The organism is Xanthomonas sp. LF02-5 (genome assembly GCF_034105325.1).
GTDB classification, from domain to species: domain Bacteria; phylum Pseudomonadota; class Gammaproteobacteria; order Xanthomonadales; family Xanthomonadaceae; genus Xanthomonas_A; species Xanthomonas_A sontii.
Map to the genome: position 1 here is coordinate 1 of NZ_JAXGGF010000010.1, position 17,813 is coordinate 17,813.

19 protein-coding genes are annotated in these 17,813 nt (G+C 69.7%); 18 read left to right on the plus strand and 1 reads right to left on the minus strand.

What is annotated here, in order from left to right; translation table 11 throughout:
* Window positions 1-320 precede the first annotated feature (320 nt).
* The 6 genes from SLW52_RS19715 (at window position 321) to SLW52_RS19740 (ending at window position 6,443) form a co-directional block, all read left to right on the plus strand.
* A complete protein-coding gene (locus SLW52_RS19715; protein ID WP_320741035.1) occupies window positions 321-1,757 on the plus strand; it encodes a coniferyl aldehyde dehydrogenase in 1,437 nt (478 codons plus the stop codon).
* A 474-nt stretch (window positions 1,758-2,231) separates the two neighbouring features.
* Window positions 2,232-3,335, plus strand: coding sequence for a glycerophosphodiester phosphodiesterase family protein (locus SLW52_RS19720; RefSeq protein WP_017915595.1), 1,104 nt, complete (start codon window positions 2,232-2,234; stop codon window positions 3,333-3,335).
* Between the two features lie 95 nt (window positions 3,336-3,430).
* A complete protein-coding gene (locus tag SLW52_RS19725; protein ID WP_320741036.1) occupies window positions 3,431-4,315 on the plus strand; it encodes a peptidylprolyl isomerase in 885 nt (294 codons plus the stop codon).
* 161 nt (window positions 4,316-4,476) lie between these two features.
* Window positions 4,477-5,160, plus strand: a complete 684-nt coding sequence (locus SLW52_RS19730) for a hypothetical protein (RefSeq protein WP_320744258.1) — start codon at window positions 4,477-4,479, stop codon at window positions 5,158-5,160.
* 78 nt (window positions 5,161-5,238) lie between these two features.
* The gene (xth, locus tag SLW52_RS19735; RefSeq protein WP_017915013.1) at window positions 5,239-6,015 is read left to right on the plus strand and encodes an exodeoxyribonuclease III; all 777 of its coding nucleotides are present in this window, start codon (window positions 5,239-5,241) and stop codon (window positions 6,013-6,015) included.
* A complete protein-coding gene (locus SLW52_RS19740) occupies window positions 6,012-6,443 on the plus strand; it encodes a GFA family protein (RefSeq protein ID WP_017911661.1) in 432 nt (143 codons plus the stop codon). The genes xth and SLW52_RS19740 overlap by 4 nt, the downstream gene beginning before the upstream one ends.
* Window positions 6,444-6,507: 64 nt before the next feature.
* Here SLW52_RS19740 and SLW52_RS19745 read toward each other — a convergent pair whose 3' ends face one another.
* Complete coding sequence (locus SLW52_RS19745; RefSeq protein ID WP_017908994.1) at window positions 6,508-6,759, minus strand: GlsB/YeaQ/YmgE family stress response membrane protein; 252 nt, start codon at window positions 6,757-6,759, stop codon at window positions 6,508-6,510.
* Window positions 6,760-6,888: 129 nt separating this feature from the next.
* On the opposite strand from SLW52_RS19745, the gene SLW52_RS19750 reads away from it, so the two are divergent.
* The 12 genes from SLW52_RS19750 to SLW52_RS19805 all read left to right on the plus strand — a co-directional run bounded on the left by SLW52_RS19750 (window position 6,889) and on the right by SLW52_RS19805 (window position 17,807).
* The gene (locus SLW52_RS19750; protein ID WP_267121590.1) at window positions 6,889-7,512 is read left to right on the plus strand and encodes a 4'-phosphopantetheinyl transferase superfamily protein; all 624 of its coding nucleotides are present in this window, start codon (window positions 6,889-6,891) and stop codon (window positions 7,510-7,512) included.
* Window positions 7,513-7,632: 120 nt separating this feature from the next.
* A complete protein-coding gene (locus SLW52_RS19755) occupies window positions 7,633-8,961 on the plus strand; it encodes a Fic family protein (protein ID WP_320741038.1) in 1,329 nt (442 codons plus the stop codon).
* An 88-nt stretch (window positions 8,962-9,049) separates the two neighbouring features.
* On the plus strand, window positions 9,050-9,691 hold the full coding sequence (gene rsmG, locus SLW52_RS19760; protein ID WP_267084010.1) for a 16S rRNA (guanine(527)-N(7))-methyltransferase RsmG: 642 nt from the start codon (window positions 9,050-9,052) through the stop codon (window positions 9,689-9,691).
* An 89-nt stretch (window positions 9,692-9,780) separates the two neighbouring features.
* On the plus strand, window positions 9,781-10,578 hold the full coding sequence (locus tag SLW52_RS19765) for an AAA family ATPase (protein ID WP_017913880.1): 798 nt from the start codon (window positions 9,781-9,783) through the stop codon (window positions 10,576-10,578).
* Entirely contained in the window at window positions 10,578-11,498 is a 921-nt protein-coding gene (locus SLW52_RS19770) for a ParB/RepB/Spo0J family partition protein (RefSeq protein WP_160946928.1), read from the plus strand. Before SLW52_RS19765 ends, SLW52_RS19770 begins: the two co-directional genes overlap by 1 nt.
* Before the next feature lie 36 nt (window positions 11,499-11,534).
* Window positions 11,535-11,843: a helix-hairpin-helix domain-containing protein gene (locus SLW52_RS19775; protein WP_017908743.1), complete on the plus strand. Its 309-nt coding sequence runs from the start codon at window positions 11,535-11,537 to the stop codon at window positions 11,841-11,843.
* A 40-nt stretch (window positions 11,844-11,883) separates the two neighbouring features.
* Window positions 11,884-12,609: a suppressor of fused domain protein gene (locus tag SLW52_RS19780; protein ID WP_320741040.1), complete on the plus strand. Its 726-nt coding sequence runs from the start codon at window positions 11,884-11,886 to the stop codon at window positions 12,607-12,609.
* Between the two features lie 58 nt (window positions 12,610-12,667).
* Complete coding sequence (locus tag SLW52_RS19785) at window positions 12,668-13,633, plus strand: NAD-dependent epimerase/dehydratase family protein (protein WP_017908745.1); 966 nt, start codon at window positions 12,668-12,670, stop codon at window positions 13,631-13,633.
* A gap of 86 nt (window positions 13,634-13,719) precedes the next feature.
* Window positions 13,720-14,442 (plus strand): glycosyltransferase family 2 protein, encoded by a 723-nt coding sequence (locus SLW52_RS19790; protein ID WP_320741041.1) that lies wholly within the window; start codon window positions 13,720-13,722, stop codon window positions 14,440-14,442.
* A 1-nt stretch (window position 14,443) separates the two neighbouring features.
* Window positions 14,444-14,785, plus strand: a complete 342-nt coding sequence (locus SLW52_RS19795; RefSeq protein WP_017913883.1) for a lipid-A-disaccharide synthase N-terminal domain-containing protein — start codon at window positions 14,444-14,446, stop codon at window positions 14,783-14,785.
* A 322-nt stretch (window positions 14,786-15,107) separates the two neighbouring features.
* A complete protein-coding gene (locus SLW52_RS19800) occupies window positions 15,108-15,632 on the plus strand; it encodes a transposase (protein ID WP_320741042.1) in 525 nt (174 codons plus the stop codon).
* A gap of 360 nt (window positions 15,633-15,992) precedes the next feature.
* Window positions 15,993-17,807 carry a DUF885 family protein gene (locus SLW52_RS19805; protein ID WP_320741043.1) on the plus strand — a complete coding sequence of 605 codons (1,815 nt, stop codon included), beginning with the start codon at window positions 15,993-15,995 and terminating at the stop codon, window positions 17,805-17,807.
* The last annotated feature ends 6 nt before the right edge of the window (window positions 17,808-17,813 follow it).

Here is a 17,813-nt window from a genome sequence, read left to right on the forward strand (position 1 = left end):
AGCTGAGGTAGCCCAGCGGCCACCTCAGCCTCCCAACCACCACGATCAGGCGCCGCTCTGGTGCCGTTGCGACAGATGCTACCCCCTGGCTCCAGGTCGTGGCAGGTTGTTCGAGGTGCCCTTCAGTCCCGACCCCGGAAGGGTGGGGGTTGCCGGTCCCGAGACGGGATGCCGCATCATCTCGCCCGGTCGCTGCTGCTCTCTTGTGGGAGGGACTTCAGTCCCGACGCGAGCCACCGTCAGACCCGGGGTCTCGGTCGCATGCTGCCGACCCCCGACGTGGCGCACGGCAGCCGCGACCGCCATCGTATAGTGCGCCCATGCCGACCCTCGCCGCCGCCGCCGCTTCCACCGACACGCCACTGGCCGCCTTGCCAGTCACCCTGCAGCGTCTGCGCGCGGCCTGGCAGTCGGCCAAGCCGGAGCGGGCGCAGCGTCGCGAGGACCTGCTGCGGCTGCGCGCGGCGCTGAAGCGGCGGTTGCCGGAGATGGCCGATGCCATCGCCGCCGATTTCGGCCACCGCTCGCGCCACGAATCGCTGATCGCCGACGGCATGACCGTGCTCGGCGAGATCGATCACCTGCTGCGCCATCTGAAGCGCTGGATGCGCCCGCAGCGGGTCGGCGCCGGCTGGCGGCTGTGGCCGGCGCGTGCGGAAGTGCGGCCGGTGCCGGTCGGCGTGGTCGGGGTGATCGCGCCGTGGAACTACCCGGTCAACCTGGCGCTGATCCCGCTGGCCACCGCCATCGCCGCCGGCAACCACGTCTACCTGAAACCCTCCGAGCACACCCCGCGCAGCGCGCAGTTCCTGCAGTCGCTGCTGGCCGAGGTGTTCCCGCCGCAGCGGGTGGCGGTGGCGCTGGGCGGTGCCGAGGTGGCGTCCGCCTTCGCCGCGCTGCCGCTGGATCACCTGGTGTTCACCGGTTCCACCGCGGTCGGCCGCAAGGTGATGGCCGCCGCCGCCCCCAACCTGACCCCGCTGACCCTGGAACTGGGCGGCAAGTCGCCGGCCATCGTCTGCGCCGACTACCCGCTGGACCAGGCCGCCGCGCGCCTGGCCACCGGCAAGTGGTTCAACGCCGGGCAGACCTGCATCGCCCCGGACTACGTGCTGATCGACGCCGGCCGCGAGGCGGCGCTGGTGCAGGCGCTGCGTGCGCAGGTGCTGGCGCGCTACGGCGATTTCGCCAGCGCCGAGGACTACACCCGCATCGTCAACGAGGGCCAGTACCGGCGCCTGCGCGGCTACCTGGACGATGCCCACGCGCGCGGCCTGGAGGTCATCGAACTGGCCACGGTGGCGCGCGAGCGTGCCGAGCGCGAACGGCTGATCGTGCCCACGCTGGTGCTGCAGCCGGGCGACGACGCGCTGCTGATGCAGGAGGAGATCTTCGGCCCGATCCTGCCGGTGCGCAGCTACCGCTCCCTGGACGCGGCCATCGCCGAGATCAACAGCCGCGACCGGCCGCTGGCGCTGTATCCCTTCAGCCATGACCGCGCGCGGATCGAGACGATCCTGCACGCCACCATCGCCGGCGGGGTCACCGTCAACGACAGCCTGCTGCATTTCGCCGCCAACGCGCTGCCGTTCGGCGGCATCGGCCCCAGCGGCATGGGCGCCTACCACGGCCGCGCCGGCTTCGACGCCTTCAGCAAGGCGCTGCCGATCCTGTGGCAGTCGCGCCGCGCCGGCAGCGATTTGCTGAAGCCGCCGTACGCGCGGATCGCGCGCATGCTCTCGTTCCTGGTGCGGTGAGCGGGGGAGCAGCCGACGTCCAGAGCGCGTGTGCATGGCGTGGCGATAGGGCGCCTGCGTGTAGGCGCGACGAGGCATTACCGGTAAAGCCCCGCGGCTGAAGCCGTTCCTACAAGGCCTGCCTCGGCCGCGACCGGCGAAGCCTCCGATGTGGCGCCACGCCCGGCCGCGATCGCCCCGCACGCGCGATCCACGCCTGGGCCGCGTCCGCAGCCCCGTCACCGGGAAGCAATGCGACCCGCCTGCCCCAAATCGCGGCGCAGTCCACAGTCCAACGCGGGGTCGCACCCCGGAAATAAATAATTCACAGTAAGTTATTAGGTTCTCGCCCGACGCCGTCGCCGATCACGGCGGCTCAGGCTCCTGCGCGAGACGTCCGTGCGGAGCGCAACACACGAGATGCCGCCATGCGTCGACCTGACCGGCGCTCGTCCCCCGTGTCTCCCCCTTTCCTTCAGAACCGGACGCAGCCCAATGAAGATCGCATTCGTTCCCTCGCCCCTGGCGCGCGCCTGTCGCGTGCTCGCCGCCCTGACGGTCCTGGCCGTCGTGCCGCAGCTGGCCATGGCCAACTGCAACGACACCGTCGGTACCAAGATGAGCAACATCCTGTTCGGCGACAGCAGCGGCGACACCGTCGTGCTGGCCCACCGCGGTCTGTGGGGCAAGTACGGCAACTTCCCCGACATGCCGGAAAACTCGCGCGGTTCGCTGCAGCTGGCCAACGACCAGTGCATGGACGGCGTGGAGCTGGACATCAAGATGACCAGCGACGGCGTGCCGGTGGTGCTGCACGACTGGAACCTCGGTCGCACCACCAACGTGTGGACCAGCCGTGCCGGCGAAACCAAGTACGACCCGATGAGCAACCAAGGCTACAACCCGTCGATCACCGTGACCCCGTGGTCGGTGGTGAGCGGCCTGTTCCTGCTGACCCCCGATCGCCGCACCACCACCGGCTACCACGTGCCGCGCGTGGATGACCTGTTCTCCTACTTCAAGGCGCATGGCCTGAAGACGCCCATCGTGTTCGACATCAAGGACGCCGCCTCGGTGCGTGCGGTTTCGCGCGCGGCCGATGCCGCGTTCTCGGTGGGTGCGTCCAACTTCGTCGCGGCCAAGGTCAATGCCACCCTGTACCCGAGCCGCTCGGCGTTCCGCGCCGACACCACCAGCATGGTCGGCATTCCGGTGTTCACCACCAACATGCTGACCAAGATCAATGTCGACAACGCCATATCGGCCTGGAGCGATACCAAGGAGGCGATGGAGATCAACGTCAAGCAGCTCGGTGGCCTGCTGCAGGGCCAGGCCGACCGCGTGCGCGAGCGCGGCGTGCGCGTGGGCGTGTTCCAGGCGATTCCGGACAGCCCGCTGGCCGGGAAGTTCTACCAGAACAGCGGCGCCTGCTGCTATCAGCTGTCGGACCTGTACTTCTCCTACTCCGGCGGCCGCGACACCGCCGACAACCGTGGCGATCTCAACTTCATCGTCAACCAGGAGGCGTTCAGCCTGATCACCACCGACGATCCGAAGGCGGCGATCGCGTACCTGAAGGCACGCGGCAAGCACGACTGAGTCCTTGCACGTCCTGGCGGCCGACCCCGCGGTCGGCCGCCGTGTCGCGGCCGCGGCGCTCCGGCGCCGTGGGCCGCCCTCTCCTGGAGAAGCGCATGTCCCTGTCTTTCGCCAAATCCGCCGTGGCCAGGTCCATCACCTTGGCCACCTGCGCGCTGGCCGCGTTCGCCGCCCTGGCTGCGCCGGCCGCCGAGCCCGCCACCGCCGACCCGGTGGTACTGCGCGTCGGCGCGCAGCAGTTCACTGCCAGCGAGTACCGCGCCCTGGCCGGCGACGCCACGCGCGGCGCTGCCGGCATCGACGACGACTCGGTGGTGCGCCGTTTCGCCGACCGCGCCATCCTGCTCGACCAGGCCCGGCAGCAGCACCTGCAGGACGACCCGGTGGTGGCCGCGCGCCTGCGCCGTGCTACCGACGCGATCCTGGCCGAGGCCGCGCAGGCACGGCTCAGCGCCGACGCGCACATCGACGAGGCGATGCTGCGCCGGCAGTTCGCCGCGCATCCGGACGACTACACCGAATATCACCTGCGCCATCTGTTCGTCGCGCTGCATCCGCAGGGCGGGCCGCGCAGCGGGCACACCCTGACCGAGGCGCAGGCTCTGCAGCGCGCCGAAGCGCTCAAGCGCCAGCTCGACGGCGGCGCCGATTTCGCCACGCTGGCGATGCGCGAGTCCGACGACACCGCCACCGCCGGCGAGGGTGGGCAGTTGTCGCCGACCTTCGGCCGCTACCTGGCCGACGCGTTCGACGCGTCGATCCGCCAGCTCGCGGTGGAGCAGGTCTCCGCGCCGGTGCGCGGCCCCGACGGCTACCACCTGATCCGGCTCGATGCGAAGACCGCGGCGCGCTTCGACGCGGTGCGCGGGCAGATCGATCTGCAACTGCGCGAGCAGGCCGCGGCCGACGCCATGCAGCGCCTGCGCCAGGCGCAGCCGATGGCGTTCGACCGCGCCGCCTACACGGCCGCGGCGCGCTGAGCATGGCGGCGATGCGGTGCCCGCTGTGTTGGTTCGCCGGCGCGGTGGTCGTGGGAATGGTCGCGCTCGCGGCGAAGCTGATGCCGCCGACGGCCGCACCCGCCGTTGCCGCGAGCAAGGTGCAGGCAACGGCTCTACCGCGCTCGGCAGCACCGTCGCCGTTGGCGATGTCCGCGACCACGCCGCCCGATGCGGCGCTGGCGGCCGGCACCAGCGAGGCGCAGCGTCTGACCGCCACCGCGCTGTTGGCGCTGGATTGCCGGCAACGCGCGCAAGCGCCGCCGTCCCGCCCGGTGGTGCTGCCGGGTGCAGACGCCGAGGACGCCGCGGCCGTCGCGGCACGCCGGGCGGCCGAACGGCAACGTCTCGCGGCCTGCCGCGGCGTTGCCGGGCTCGATGCCGCGCAGATCGAGGCGATGCTGCGCAGTGCGGCCGCGCGCGGCGATGCCGATGCGCAACGCCAGTTGCTGGCGCAGCGCGTGGCGCAGTTGGTCGCGCGCGCCGGCAGCGTCGACGCGGAAGGGCAACGCGCTTCGCTGTCGGCCGCCGACGAGCGCGATGCCGAGGACGTGGTGACGCAACTGGAAGACCGCGCGCTGCACGGCGACCGCACGTCGATCGACGCCTTGGCGCAACTGCTGCGCGCGCCCTGGCTGGCGGTGGCCGATCCGCCGTACGCCGCGGCCTGGCAACTGGCCGCGCGGCAGGCGCCGGAGCGGCCGTTCCCGCCGCCGGAACAGGCGCTCGGTGCCGAGGAACTGCTCGACGGCTTGAGCGAGGCGCAGCGCCAGCAGGCGCTGAGCCTGGCGCCGGCGCTGTTCGCGCAGTGCTGCGCGCGGCGCTGAACGGCCTGGTGCCCACGGTTTGGCCGCCGCGGCGGCTGCGGTCAGAATAGCGGCCGGCTTCCCCGTCCCGGATTTCCCTTGAAGATCGCCAGCTGGAACGTCAACTCGCTCAATGTGCGCCTGCCGCACCTGCAACAGTGGCTGGCCGCGTTCGCACCGGACGTGGTCGGGATCCAGGAGACCAAGCTGGAGGACCACAAGTTTCCCGACACGGCGCTGGCCGAGGCCGGCTACCGCAGCGTGTTCGCCGGGCAGAAGACCTACAACGGCGTGGCGATCCTGTCGCGCCTGCCGATCGGCGACGTGCAGATCGGCGTGCCGGGCTTGGAGGACGAGCAGAAGCGCGCCATCGCCGCCACCATCGGCGACCTGCGCATCGTCAATCTGTACGTGGTCAACGGCCAGGACGTGGGCACCGACAAGTACGCCTACAAGCTGCGCTGGCTGGAGGCGGTGCACGCCTGGCTGGCCGACGAGCTGCAGCGGCATCCGCGGCTGGTGGTGCTGGGCGACTTCAACATCGCCCCGGACGCGCGCGACGTGCACGACCCGCTGGTGTGGAGCGACAACCACATCCTCACTTCCACCGCCGAGCGCGGCGCCCTGCACAAGCTGCTCGGCCTGGGCCTGCACGACGGCTTCCGCCTGCACCATGCTGACGGCGGCATCTTCAGTTGGTGGGACTACCGCCAGGCCGGCTTCCGCCGCGACCTGGGGCTGCGCATCGACCTGACCCTGGTGTCCGAGGCGCTGAAGGCGCGCACCCGCGGTGCCGGCATCGACCGCGAACCGCGCAGCTGGGACCGCCCCAGCGATCACGCGCCGGCCTGGGTCGAACTGGAGCCGGCGGCATGAGCGAGCGCCACGTGCGCCGCTGCATCGACAAGGTCGGCGATACCGCGATCGCGCCGCTGCACCGGCTCAGCTGCCACTGCGGTGCGGTGCAGATCGACCTGGAGCTGCCGCAGGGCATCGTCGACCCGCGCCGCTGCAACTGCTCGCTGTGCCGACGCCGCGGCGCCATCGTCGCCTCGGTGCCGCTGGCGGCCCTGCATGTCCGCCAGGGCGAGCAGGCGCTGCGCCTGTACCAGTTCCACACGCATACCGCGCAGCATTATTTCTGCGGCACCTGCGGGATCTACACGCATCATCGGCGCCGCTCCGATCCCAGCCTGTACGGCTACAACGTCGGCTGCCTGGAGGGCGTGGACCCGTATGCGCTGGCCATTGCGGTGCCGGTCGAGGACGGCGTGCGCCATCCGGCCGACCGCGCTGCGCCGTGAGCGGGGCCGCAAATGCAAAACGCCCGGCGAACCGGGCGTTTGCGCAAGCGGCGAGGGCGTTGTGTCAGCGCGCGCGGCCGCGGGTGAACAGGTTGACGATCGCCAGCAGGATGATGGCGCCGATCAACGAGTACAGGAACGTCCACAGGGTGATCGCCTGGTTGATGCCGCCGCCGAACAGCCAGCCGGCGATCAGCGCGCCGACGATGCCGACCACGATGTTCAGGATGATGCCCTGCTGTGCGTCACGGCGCATGATGATGCTGGCCAGCCAGCCCACGATGCCGCCGACGATCAACCAGATGATGATGCCCATGCGTCAGACTCCTCGGTTCGGCCCGCACCAGGAGCGGTGGGGTGCGCGTCATTTAAGGAGCGCCGCCGTGAAGCGGCCGTATAGCGTCGGCCCCGCCGCGCAGCGGCCATTGCGCTTTGTGGGCGCGGCGTGAGCGCGCCGACGCTGCCCGTGGCCGACGGCGCCGAGCCGCCGGATTGGCGCCTCGGCCCGGTGGCGCTGTGGCTGCGCCCGCATCCGCCGCGGACCTCCGGCGAGGCGCAGGCGCGGCGCCTGTTGGCCGGCGAACTGGCGGTGCCGGCGGCGCAATTGCCGCTGCGCCGCGACGCCCGCGGCCGGCCCGGCCTGCATGCACCGCTGGCGCACGTGGACACCGGTTGGAGCCACAGCGGCGACTACCTGCTGGTGGCGGTGGCCGCGCACGCGCGGCTGGGGGTGGACATCGAGCGCCAGCGGCCACGGCCGCGCCTGCTGGAACTGGCGCAGCGCTTCTTCCACCCGGACGAGGTCGCGCTGCTGGCCGCGCTGGCGGCGCCGGCGCGCGAGGCGCTGTTCTTCCGCCTGTGGTGCGCCAAGGAAGCGCTGCTCAAGGCGCATGGCCACGGCATCGCCTTCGGCCTGCACCGGCTGCGCTTCGCCGAGGACGCCGGCGGCGCGCTGCGCCTGGTCTGGTGCGACCCGGGCCTGGGCACGGCCGAGGCCTGGCACCTACACGAATGGGAGGCCGCGCCCGGCTACCGGGCGGCGCTGGCCTGGTGGCCAGGGCTGCCGTAGGTTCCATGCCTCTGGATCGTGTTGCAGCCCTGGATTCCGATATCGGCCTCGTTGGCTGGGCAGGTCGTGCTTTGGTGTAATTTGATGTAAAAAGATATACGTTTTTTATAGGAAAACGCGATGAAGCTCCCTGTGCCGCCCCCAGACAGCTGGCGTCTTCTTGTTGATGAACCTGAACGCATGATGAGGGTGTTCAGGTCGAAGATCGGTCCCGAGGTGGCTGGAAGCTACGAACACTGGGACAAACTCAGGCATAGAGTCGCGCCAGACGGCCTCACCACAGAAGAATGGTGGGCTGGCATCAAGTGGAGCCGTCAAGCGCTGGCGCGCGAACTTGATCTGGTGGACAAAGACGACGAGAACTTCGTCGTTTCCGTTACCGATTCGATGCAGCGCAGACTTCACTACATTGATCGCGAGGCGGCTGGGGCGATCAAAGGAATGGAGAGCAGTGGTGGACAGAATAGATTTCTGATCCGTTCGCTGATCGAGGAGGCCATGACGTCGTCCCAGCTTGAGGGAGCCGCTACCACCCGCGCGGTTGCAAAAGAGATGCTATCGACTGGCAGACTGCCGCGCGATCAGTCGGAGCGAATGATCTACAACAACTACCTCGCGATGAACATGATTCGCGACAGGGGGAAGCGGCCAATCACGCCCGAGGAGGTGCTGGAGCTGCATAGCATCCTGACGGACGGGACGCTGGAAAGCGCGGAATATTCTGGTCGATATCGTTCGGTGGGAGACAATGTCGTCATCTCCGACCGAGGTTCCCCGCCGACGCTGCTGCATGTCCCGCCGCCTGCAATCCAAGTGGCGGACAGGATGAGACGGCTTTGCGCGTTCGCGAACGACACGGCGAGCGAAACCTTCATCCATCCTGTCGTGCGCGCCATCGCAATTCACTTCCAGATCGGCTACGACCATCCATTCGTTGATGGGAACGGACGGACGGCCAGGGCGCTCTTCTACTGGAGCATGATGAACTCCGGTTACTGGTTGACCGAATATCTGTCGATTTCGAGCGTATTGAAGAAGTCGCCCGGGAAATACATGCGGGCGTATCTCTACACCGAGAGCGATGGCGCCGATCTGAGCTATTTCGTCTCGCAGCAGTTGGAAGCGATCGAGCAGTCCATCCAGGCGTTGCACACGTATATCGCGAAGAAGCAGCAGGAAGATCGGCTTGCGCGTCACGTGCTGCGCAAGGCGCATGTGGGCGACGCTGTGCTGAATCACAGGCAGCGCGCCTTGCTGGCCAATGCACTGAAGGATCCTGACCGGCCATACACCGTGGCCGGACATCGGTCGGCGCACACGATCACCTATCCAACAGCGCTGGGCGACCTGAATTCCCTGGTCGCCGCGGGCCTGCTCTACAAGCAACGGGTCGGCAAGGCGTTCGAATACTACCCGGTACCTGGCCTCGCACGGATGTTGGGAGCCTGACCGCCCCAGGCGGGTGCTGAGCCTCTATGCGTTCCGGGAAATGCCTCGGCCAGAGTGCGGCAGCGGCGGCACCTGCGATAATCCGCCGATGACCGATGCCTCTCTTCCCGATTCCGTCCGCGTCGCGCTCGAGCAGGGCCTGCACGCGCAAGGCCTGGACGTGGCCGCGCTGGCGCCGCCGCTGCTGGCCTATCTGGCGCTGCTGACGCGCTGGAACCGCACCTACAACCTGACCGCGATCCGCGACCCGCACGAGATGGTGACCCGCCATCTGCTGGATTCGCTGGCGATGCAGCCGTTCGCCCAGGAGGGCGCGCTGGCCGACCTGGGCACCGGCCCGGGACTGCCCGGCATTCCGCTGGCGATCGCGCGGCCGCAGCTGCGGGTGACCCTGGTCGAAAGCAACGGCAAGAAGGCGCGGTTCCTGCGCGAGGCGGTGCGCCAGCTGCGCCTGGACAACGCGCGCGTGGCCGAGTCGCGCGCCGAGGCGCTGGACGAGGCCGGCGCCTACGACCTGCTGACCGCGCGCGCGCTGGACACCCTGGCCGGCATCGTCGCCGTCGGCGGCCACCTGCTGCGCCCGGGCGGGCGCCTGCTGGCGATGAAGGGCGTGCGCCCGGACGAGGAGATCGCCGCGCTGCCGCCGGGTTGGGTGGCGCCGACGGTGCACCCGCTGCAGGTCCCCGGCCTGGGCGCCGACCGCCACCTGGTGGTGGTCGAGCGCGGTTGAGCGGCGGCCGCGGCCGGCCCCGATTTCCGCCAGGGGGGGCTGTGACCGCATAATGCCCGGTCCCACCCCATCGCCGACGAGGCTCCCGCATGGCCCGCATCATCGCCATCGCCAACCAGAAGGGCGGCGTCGGCAAGACCACCACCGCGGTCAACCTGGCCGCGTCGCTGGCGCGGCAGTCGCAGCGCGTGCTGCTGGTGGACCTGGACTCGCAGGGCAATGCGACGATGGGCAGCGGCATCGACAAGCGCGAGCTGGCCGCCTCCACCTGCGACGTGCTGCTCGGCGAGAGCAGCGCCGAACAGATCCGGGTGACCGCGCCGGAAGGCTTCGACCTGCTGCCGGGCAATATCGATCTCACCGCCGCCGAGATCCAGCTGATGGACCAGCCGGCGCGCGAGCAGCGGCTGAAGACCGCGCTGGCGCCGCTGCGCGAAGCCTACGACTTCATCCTGATCGACTGCCCGCCGGCGCTGTCGCTGCTGACCCTGAACGCGCTGACCGCCGCCGACTCGGTGATCGTGCCGATGCAGTGCGAGTACTACGCGCTGGAAGGGCTGACCGCGCTGCTGGAGACCATCGAGGCGCTGCGCGCCGAGCTGAACCCGGCGCTGGAGATCGAAGGCGTGCTGCGCACCATGTTCGACGTGCGCAACAACCTGGCCAACGCGGTATCGGCGGAACTGACCAACCACTTCGGCGACAAGGTGTTCCGCACCATCGTGCCGCGCAACGTGCGCCTGGCCGAGGCGCCCAGCCATGGCCAGAGCATCGTCGGCTACGATCGCACCTCGCGCGGCGGCGTCGCCTACCTGGGACTGGCCGGCGAGATCGTGCGCCGCCGCAACGAACGCAATCGGCCGATGCCGGCCATGGAGACCATCTGATGAGCGCCAAGCCCCCCGCCCTCGGAGCGAAGAAGCGCGGCCTCGGCCGTGGCCTGGAAGCGCTGCTGGGGCCGAAGGGCGCGGCCGCGCCGGTGCCCACCGCCGAGCTGCAGCCGGGCGAGAGCCTGCGCCGCCTGCCGGTGGGACAGCTGCAGCCGGGCAAGTACCAGCCGCGCCAGGAGATGGACGAGGCCAAGCTGCAGGAGTTGGCCGAGTCGATCAAGGCGCAGGGCGTGATCCAGCCGATCGTCGCCCGCGAACTGGCGCCGGGCAGTTTCGAGATCGTCGCTGGCGAACGCCGCTGGCGCGCCTCGCAACTGGCCGGCCTCAGCGAGGTGCCGGTGGTGGTGCGCGAGCTGGACGATCGCACCGTCATCGCCATGGCGCTGATCGAGAACATCCAGCGCGAGGACCTCAATCCGCTGGAAGAGGCGCAGGCGCTGCAGCGGCTGATCGACGAGTTCTCGCTGACCCACGCCGAGGCCGCCGAGGCGGTGGGCCGCTCGCGCGCGTCGGTGTCCAATCTGCTGCGCCTGCTGGAACTGCCGCCGGCGATCCGCGCGCTGCTGGAAGCGCGGCGCCTGGAGATGGGCCATGCGCGCGCGCTGCTGACGCTGTCGCCGGAGCTGGCCAGCCGCCTGGCCTCCGACGCCGCCGACCAGGGCTGGTCGGTGCGCGAGGTCGAGCACCGCGCCCAGCAGTTCGCCGCCGGCAAGGTGCCGAGCAATCGCAAGGCCAAGCCGGCGCGCACCGCGCCGCAGGCCGACATCGCCTCGCTGGAGACCGAGCTGTCCGAGTCGCTGGGGACCAAGGTGTCCATCGCCCATGGCCGCGGCGGCAAGGGCAAGCTGGTGATCCACTACACCGACCTGGACACGCTGGACGGCGTGCTCGAGAAACTGCGCCCGCGGCAGGCCTGAGCGCCGCCGCCCGCGTCCGCCAGGACCGTCCCCGCCATGCATCCCAGCAAGGTCGACCGTCACCACCTGCTGCGCCTGACCGACCTGCCCAACGTCGGGCCGGCCTGCGAGAAGGACCTGCGCCTGATCGGCATCCGCGTGCCGGCGCACCTGCAGGGCCGCGATCCCTACGACATGTACGCACAGCTGTGCCTGCGCACCGGGGTGGTGCACGACCACTGCGTGATCGACGTGTTCCTGTCGATCGTGCGCTTCATGCAGGGCGAGACGCCGCGCCCGTGGTGGGAGTTCAGCAAGGAGCGCAAGGCGGCGCTGGCCAAGGACGCGCCGCTGACCCTGCGCTGAGGCCGCGCGCCGCGGCGCTGGCCAGCAACCGGAGCATTGCATGAGCAACGAGGACACGCAGATCAGCCCGGGCGGCAGCCCGATCCTGCACCACCGCGAGGAAAAACCGTTCGCGCTGGCGAGCGGCGAGTCCTGCCTGGAGCAGATCGGCGCGCACATCGAACGCCACCTGGGGCCGGTCGCCGGCGTGCTGCACGAGATCATCTCCGACACCGTGCATCTGGATGTGCATGTGGTGCCCGCCACCGACGAGGTGCCGTATCTGCGGCTGGTCACCTCGGGGATGAGCGACCTGCCGATGGCCGTGCCCGAGGGCGTGGGGGCACCGCGCTTCATGGAGCTGATGCTGACCCTGCCGCCCGACTGGCCGATCACCCAGGACGATTTCCAGGATGAGCGCCATTACTGGCCGCTGCGCCTGCTCAAGACCCTGGCGCGGCTGCCGCACAAGTACGACACCTGGCTGGGCTTCGGCCACACCGTGCCCAATGGTCACCCGGCCGAACCGTACGCGCCCGGCGTCGGCTTCGACGGGGCGATCGTGCTGCCGCCGGTGAGCACGCCCGAGGCGTTTGGGGAACTGGTCGTCGATGCCGACAAGACCATCGTGTTCATGACCCTGGTGCCGCTGTATCCGGAAGAAATGGCGCTCAAGCTGAAGAAGGGCGCCGAGGCGCTGATGGACCGCTTCGACGCCAAGGGCCTGCAGGACGTGATCGATCCCGCCCGGCCCAATGTCGCCCGCAAGCGCTTCGGGCTGTTCTGACCTGCCGTTCCGATCCACACACCGCGCACGCTGTTCCACGCTTTCCAGGACTTTCGCCATGCCCATCCTCGTCACCGGCGCCGCCGGCTTCATCGGTGCCCACACCGTCCGTGCGCTGCGCGCCGCCGGGCAACTGGTGGTGGGCCTGGACAACTACAACGACTACTACGACCCGCAGCTCAAGCGCGACCGCGTCGCCGCGCTGTGCGCGAACGCAGACATCCGCACCCTGGACCTGACCGACCGCGACGGCCTGGCCGCGCTGTTCGACGAGGTGCAGCCGACCCGCGTGGTGCACCTGGCCGCGCAGGCCGGGGTGCGCTATTCGCTGCAGAACCCCTATGCCTACGTCGACAGCAACCTGGTCGGCTTCGTCAACATGCTGGAGTTGTGCCGGCACCGCGGCGTGGAGCATCTGGTCTATGCATCCAGCAGCTCGGTGTACGGCGATTCGGCGACGCCGCCGTTCTCCGAGGATCAGCGCATCGACCAGCCGCGCTCGCTGTACGCGGCGACCAAGGCCGCCAACGAGCTGATGGCGCACACCTATGCGCAGCTGTACGGCCTGCGCGCCACCGGGCTGCGCTTCTTCACCGTGTACGGCCCCTGGGGCCGTCCGGACATGGCGCCGCTGCTGTTCAGCCGCGCGGTGCTGGCCGGGCGCCCGATCGAGGTGTTCAACCACGGCCGCATGCGCCGCGACTTCACCTTCGTCGCCGACATCGTCGCCGGCGTGCTCGGCGCGCTCGATCACCCCTCCAGCGAGCCGGTGCCGCATCGCGTGTTCAACCTCGGCAATCACACCCCGGTGGAACTGGAGCGCTTCATCGCGGTGATCGAGGACGCCGCCGGGCGCAGCGCCGAGAAACAGTATCGGCCGATGCAGCCGGGCGACATGATCGAGACGATGGCCGATACTGCGCGGGCCCACGCCGCGTTCGGCTTCGATCCGAGTACCCCGATCGAGGTCGGCCTGCCGCAGGTGGTGGCCTGGTGCCGGGAGTATTTCGGCGCCGCCGCCTGACGCTTCATCCGCGGATCATCGGTCCGCGGCACAATGCCTGCCGCTTTTTCCCCCACGCGCGCCCCGCGCCCAGCCTTGCCGAATCCATGAGCCAGCTTTCCCTCTCCGTCGTCGTCCCGGTGTTCAACGAGCGCGACAACGTGCCGCCGCTGGTCGCCGAGATCGTCGCCGCGCTGCGCGGCACGATCGATTTCGAGATCGTCTATGTCGACGACCATTCGCGCGACGACACCCTGGCGGTGCTCGAAGGGCTGAAGGCGTCCACGCCGGAGCTGCGCGTGCTGCACCATGTCAGCCAGAGCGGGCAGAGCACCGCGGTGCGCAACGGCGTCAAGGCCGCGCGCGGGCTGTGGATCGCCACCCTGGACGGCGACGGCCAGAACGATCCGGCCGACATCCCCAAGCTGCTGGCCTCGCGCCAGGCCGCCGAGCCGCTGGTCAAGCTGTTCGCCGGCTGGCGGGTGTCGCGGCAGGATTCGGGCAGCAAGCGCTGGGCGTCCAAGTGGGCCAACGCGATCCGCGCGCGCATGCTGCGCGACGACACCCCGGACACCGGCTGCGGCATCAAGCTGTTCGAGCGCGAGGCATTCCTGGACCTGCCGTACTTCGACCACATGCACCGCTACCTGCCGGCGCTGATGCAGCGCGCCGGCTGGCAGACCCTGAGCGTGCCGGTCAATCACCGCCACCGCACCTCCGGCGTGTCCAAGTACAACAATCTCAACCGCGCCCTGGTCGGCATCCGCGACCTGCGCGGCGTGGCCTGGCTGATCGCGCGCAGCCGCCGCACCGCGGTGCAGGAGCGCTGAGATGGACGCGCATTTCCTCAACGAACCGATCCAGGCGCTGTACTGGACCGGGCTGCACGTCACCGGCTGGAAGCTGATCGGCTACGTCGGCGCGCTGATGTTCGGCGGCCGCTGGCTGGTGCAGTTCGTCGCCTCCAAGCGCGCCGGCAAGCCGGTGATCCCGCGCCTGTTCTGGTACATGAGCGTGGTCGGCAGCCTGATGACGCTGAGCTACTTCATGTTCTCGGCCAAGCAGGACTCGGTGGGTGTGCTGCAGAACCTGTTCCCCGCCTTCACCGCCTTCTACAGCCTGTACCTGGACATCAAGCACCGCGGCTGGCACCGCGACCGCGCGACGCACTGAGCGCGGCGCCGCTGCGCGCGATTGCAGGGGCGCGTAATCCCCCCCGATCGCAGCTGGCCACTGTGGGAGGGACTTCAGTCCCGACGCGCGCACCTTCCACACCTCAGTGGTCCTACTGTCATCGCCGCCGATGACGCCAAGGCCCCACATGTGGGAGGGACTTCAGTCCCGACGCCTGAATCTTCCAGGTCTCGGTAGTGCCGCCCTCCGCGGCACACGGCAGCGAGCACCGGATTTCTGACGCTACGCGCGCAGGTTTCCTTACGCCTGCCACAGTCCATCCCCGATGGTGTCGCGTCATCCGCCTTGCAACCCTGGCGTCATGCACACCCGACTGCCCCGAGGCTACCGCGCGCTGCGTGCCGGGCGCTGGAGCGAGACCGGCCGCACCTATCTGGTCACCACGGTGACCTGGCAGCGCCAACGCCTGTTCGAGGACTGGCGATGCGCCTGGGCGGCCGCGTCCTGCCTGGGCCATGCCAACACCTGGGTCGGCGCGCAGTTGCTGTGCTGGGTGCTGATGCCCGATCACTGGCATGGACTGGTCATGCTCGAGCACGGTGCCGCGCTGCCGACCGTCATGCGCGAGGCCAAGGGCCGCGCCGCCAGGGCGGCCAATCATGCGCGGGGCCGCGGCGGCGCCGTGTGGATGGAGGGGTTTCATAATCGTGCACTGCGCGACGCGCGGCAGTTACTGCCGGCAGCGCGCTACCTCGTCGCCAACCCGTTGCGCGCCGGTCTGGTGCGCCGCGTCGGCGACTACCCGTACTGGGATGCGGTTTGGCTGTGTCCGGCCGCTACCGCGCCGTGCGCGGCATCATGCTCGGGTGCAAGTGCGACGGCGTGATGCCGTGCAGACCGACGGTGAGGCTTGCGGTCGCATGGTCGATGTCGGCACCAGCAGGCCTGCGACCGCTGCAATGGCTGCAGTTGCTGCTGGATGCTGTCGCAGGCGGAGCGACCGCGCGTCGGGACTGAAGTCCCTCCCACAATGGGACGCCATCCTGCGCAGCCGCAGCCGCAGCCGCAGCCAGCCAGAGCTACAGCTATAGCTAAGCCAGCGATGCAGTTCCTGAGTTGCAGGCCGGTACAACCGCTGCGAGGCGCGTTTCCGTTCCCTGCATCGCCCCACACAGGACTTCCGGCCCACCCGCCAGGCAGGGTGGTGGTGCGATCATCGACGATCCGTTCCCGCCGTGTGCCGCCCATGCCGATGCTCGCCAAGACCCCGCTGGCCATTTCCCTGCTGATCGCGTTCGCCGTGGCCACACCCGCACTGGCCGCACCGCCGGCGTCGACAGCGTCCAGTGCAACACCGGCCACGGCCAATGCCAGCGCCGCCGATGCGCGGTTCCAGGCCATCTACGAGAAGGAGTGGGCCTGGCGCCAGGCGCAGCTCGGCCAGGCCGACGAGGACAGCGACAGCAGCGGCGACAACACCCATCTGCCCGACGTCGGCGCGGCCGCTCAGGCCGCGCGCCTGAAGGTATGGGACGACGTGCTGCGGCAACTGGACACGCTCGACGCCACCCAGCTCTCGCCGGAGAACCAGGTCAACCTGGCGATCTACCGGCCGCAGGTGGAGAACCTGGCCGCGTCGGTGCGCCTGCGCGCCTACGAAATGCCGTTCAACTCCGACAGCGCGTTCTGGTCGGACCTGGCGTTCATGGCCCGGCGCACGCTGCGCACGCCCGACGAGTACCGCGCCTACATCGCGCGGCTGGAGGACGTGCCGCGCTACTTCGCGCAGCAGACCGACAACATGCGCGCCGGGCTCAAGCGCGGCTTCAGCGTGCCGCGCGCGGTGCTCGACGGCCGCGATGGCGCCATCGCCACCGTGGCCGAACTGAAGGATCCGACCGCCGCGGTGCTGTACACGCCGTTCAAGCAGATGCCGGCGCAGATTCCCGCCGCCGAGCAGGCGCAACTGCGCGCGCAGGCGCAGGCGACGCTGCGCGACAAGGTGATCCCTGCCTACGCGCAGCTGCTGACCTTCTATCGCCAGGAGTACGTGCCGCAGGCGCGCACCACGCTGGCGGCCGAAGCCCTGCCCGACGGCAAGGCCTACTACCGGCAGCAGATCCGCGAGTACACCACGCTGGACATGGACCCCGAGCAGATCCATCAGCTCGGCCTGCGCGAAGTGGCGCGGATCCAGAAGGAGATGGACGCGATCATCCAGCAGGTGGGCTTTCACGCGCCGGCCGGGCAGAAGACCTTCCCGGCATTCCTGCAGTTCCTGCGCACCGATCCGCAGTTCTACGTGAAGACGCCGCAGGAACTGCTCGATCGCGCCGCGTGGATCGCCAAGCGCGTGGACGGGGAGGTCGGCAAGTTCATCGGCACGCTGCCGCGCGGGCGCTTCACCATCGTGCCGGTGCCGGCGGACATCGCCCCGTTCTGGACCGCCGGCCGTGGCGGCGTCGGCACCTACTGGCTCAACACCTACGACCTGCCGTCGCGGCCGCTGTACAACCTGCCGGCGCTGACCCTGCACGAGTCTTCGCCGGGCCATTCGCTGCAGGGCGCGCTGGCCGAGGAGCAGGGCGCGCAGCCGGCGTTCCGCCGCGAGAACTACATCTCCGCCTACGGCGAGGGCTGGGCGCTGTACACCGAGAAGCTGGGCAAGGAGATGGGCATCTACGCCACGCCCTACGAGGACTTCGGCCGGCTCAGCTACGAGATGTGGCGCGCCTGCCGCCTGGTGATCGACACCGGTATCCACCACAAGGGCTGGACCCGCGCGCAGGCGCAGGCCTACCTGCGCGAGCGCACCGCGCTCAGCGAGCACGAGGTCACCACCGAGGTCGACCGCTACATCTCCTGGCCGGGCCAGGCGCTGAGCTACAAGCTCGGCGAACTGACCATCCTCAACCTGCGCGCCGAGGCCGAGCGCGAACTCGGCGCGGACTTCGACATCAAGTCCTTTCACGACGCGGTGCTGCAGCAGGGCTCGGTGCCGCTGCCGGTGCTGCAGCAGCAGATCCGCGCCTACATCGCCGCGCGCAAGAAGAAGGCCTGATCGCTG

Coding starts and splice junctions, on each gene's coding strand:
- SLW52_RS19715 (WP_320741035.1), top strand. CDS start 321: ATGCCGACCCTCGCCGCCGCCGCCGCTTCCACCGACACGCCACTGGCC.
- SLW52_RS19720 (WP_017915595.1), top strand. CDS start 2,232: ATGAAGATCGCATTCGTTCCCTCGCCCCTGGCGCGCGCCTGTCGCGTG.
- SLW52_RS19725 (WP_320741036.1), top strand. CDS start 3,431: ATGTCCCTGTCTTTCGCCAAATCCGCCGTGGCCAGGTCCATCACCTTG.
- SLW52_RS19740 (WP_017911661.1), top strand. CDS start 6,012: ATGAGCGAGCGCCACGTGCGCCGCTGCATCGACAAGGTCGGCGATACC.
- SLW52_RS19745 (WP_017908994.1), bottom strand. CDS start 6,759: ATGGGCATCATCATCTGGTTGATCGTCGGCGGCATCGTGGGCTGGCTG.
- SLW52_RS19755 (WP_320741038.1), top strand. CDS start 7,633: ATGAAGCTCCCTGTGCCGCCCCCAGACAGCTGGCGTCTTCTTGTTGAT.
- rsmG (WP_267084010.1), top strand. CDS start 9,050: ATGACCGATGCCTCTCTTCCCGATTCCGTCCGCGTCGCGCTCGAGCAG.
- SLW52_RS19765 (WP_017913880.1), top strand. CDS start 9,781: ATGGCCCGCATCATCGCCATCGCCAACCAGAAGGGCGGCGTCGGCAAG.
- SLW52_RS19770 (WP_160946928.1), top strand. CDS start 10,578: ATGAGCGCCAAGCCCCCCGCCCTCGGAGCGAAGAAGCGCGGCCTCGGC.
- SLW52_RS19775 (WP_017908743.1), top strand. CDS start 11,535: ATGCATCCCAGCAAGGTCGACCGTCACCACCTGCTGCGCCTGACCGAC.
- SLW52_RS19780 (WP_320741040.1), top strand. CDS start 11,884: ATGAGCAACGAGGACACGCAGATCAGCCCGGGCGGCAGCCCGATCCTG.
- SLW52_RS19785 (WP_017908745.1), top strand. CDS start 12,668: ATGCCCATCCTCGTCACCGGCGCCGCCGGCTTCATCGGTGCCCACACC.
- SLW52_RS19790 (WP_320741041.1), top strand. CDS start 13,720: ATGAGCCAGCTTTCCCTCTCCGTCGTCGTCCCGGTGTTCAACGAGCGC.
- SLW52_RS19795 (WP_017913883.1), top strand. CDS start 14,444: ATGGACGCGCATTTCCTCAACGAACCGATCCAGGCGCTGTACTGGACC.
- SLW52_RS19800 (WP_320741042.1), top strand. CDS start 15,108: ATGCACACCCGACTGCCCCGAGGCTACCGCGCGCTGCGTGCCGGGCGC.
- SLW52_RS19805 (WP_320741043.1), top strand. CDS start 15,993: ATGCCGATGCTCGCCAAGACCCCGCTGGCCATTTCCCTGCTGATCGCG.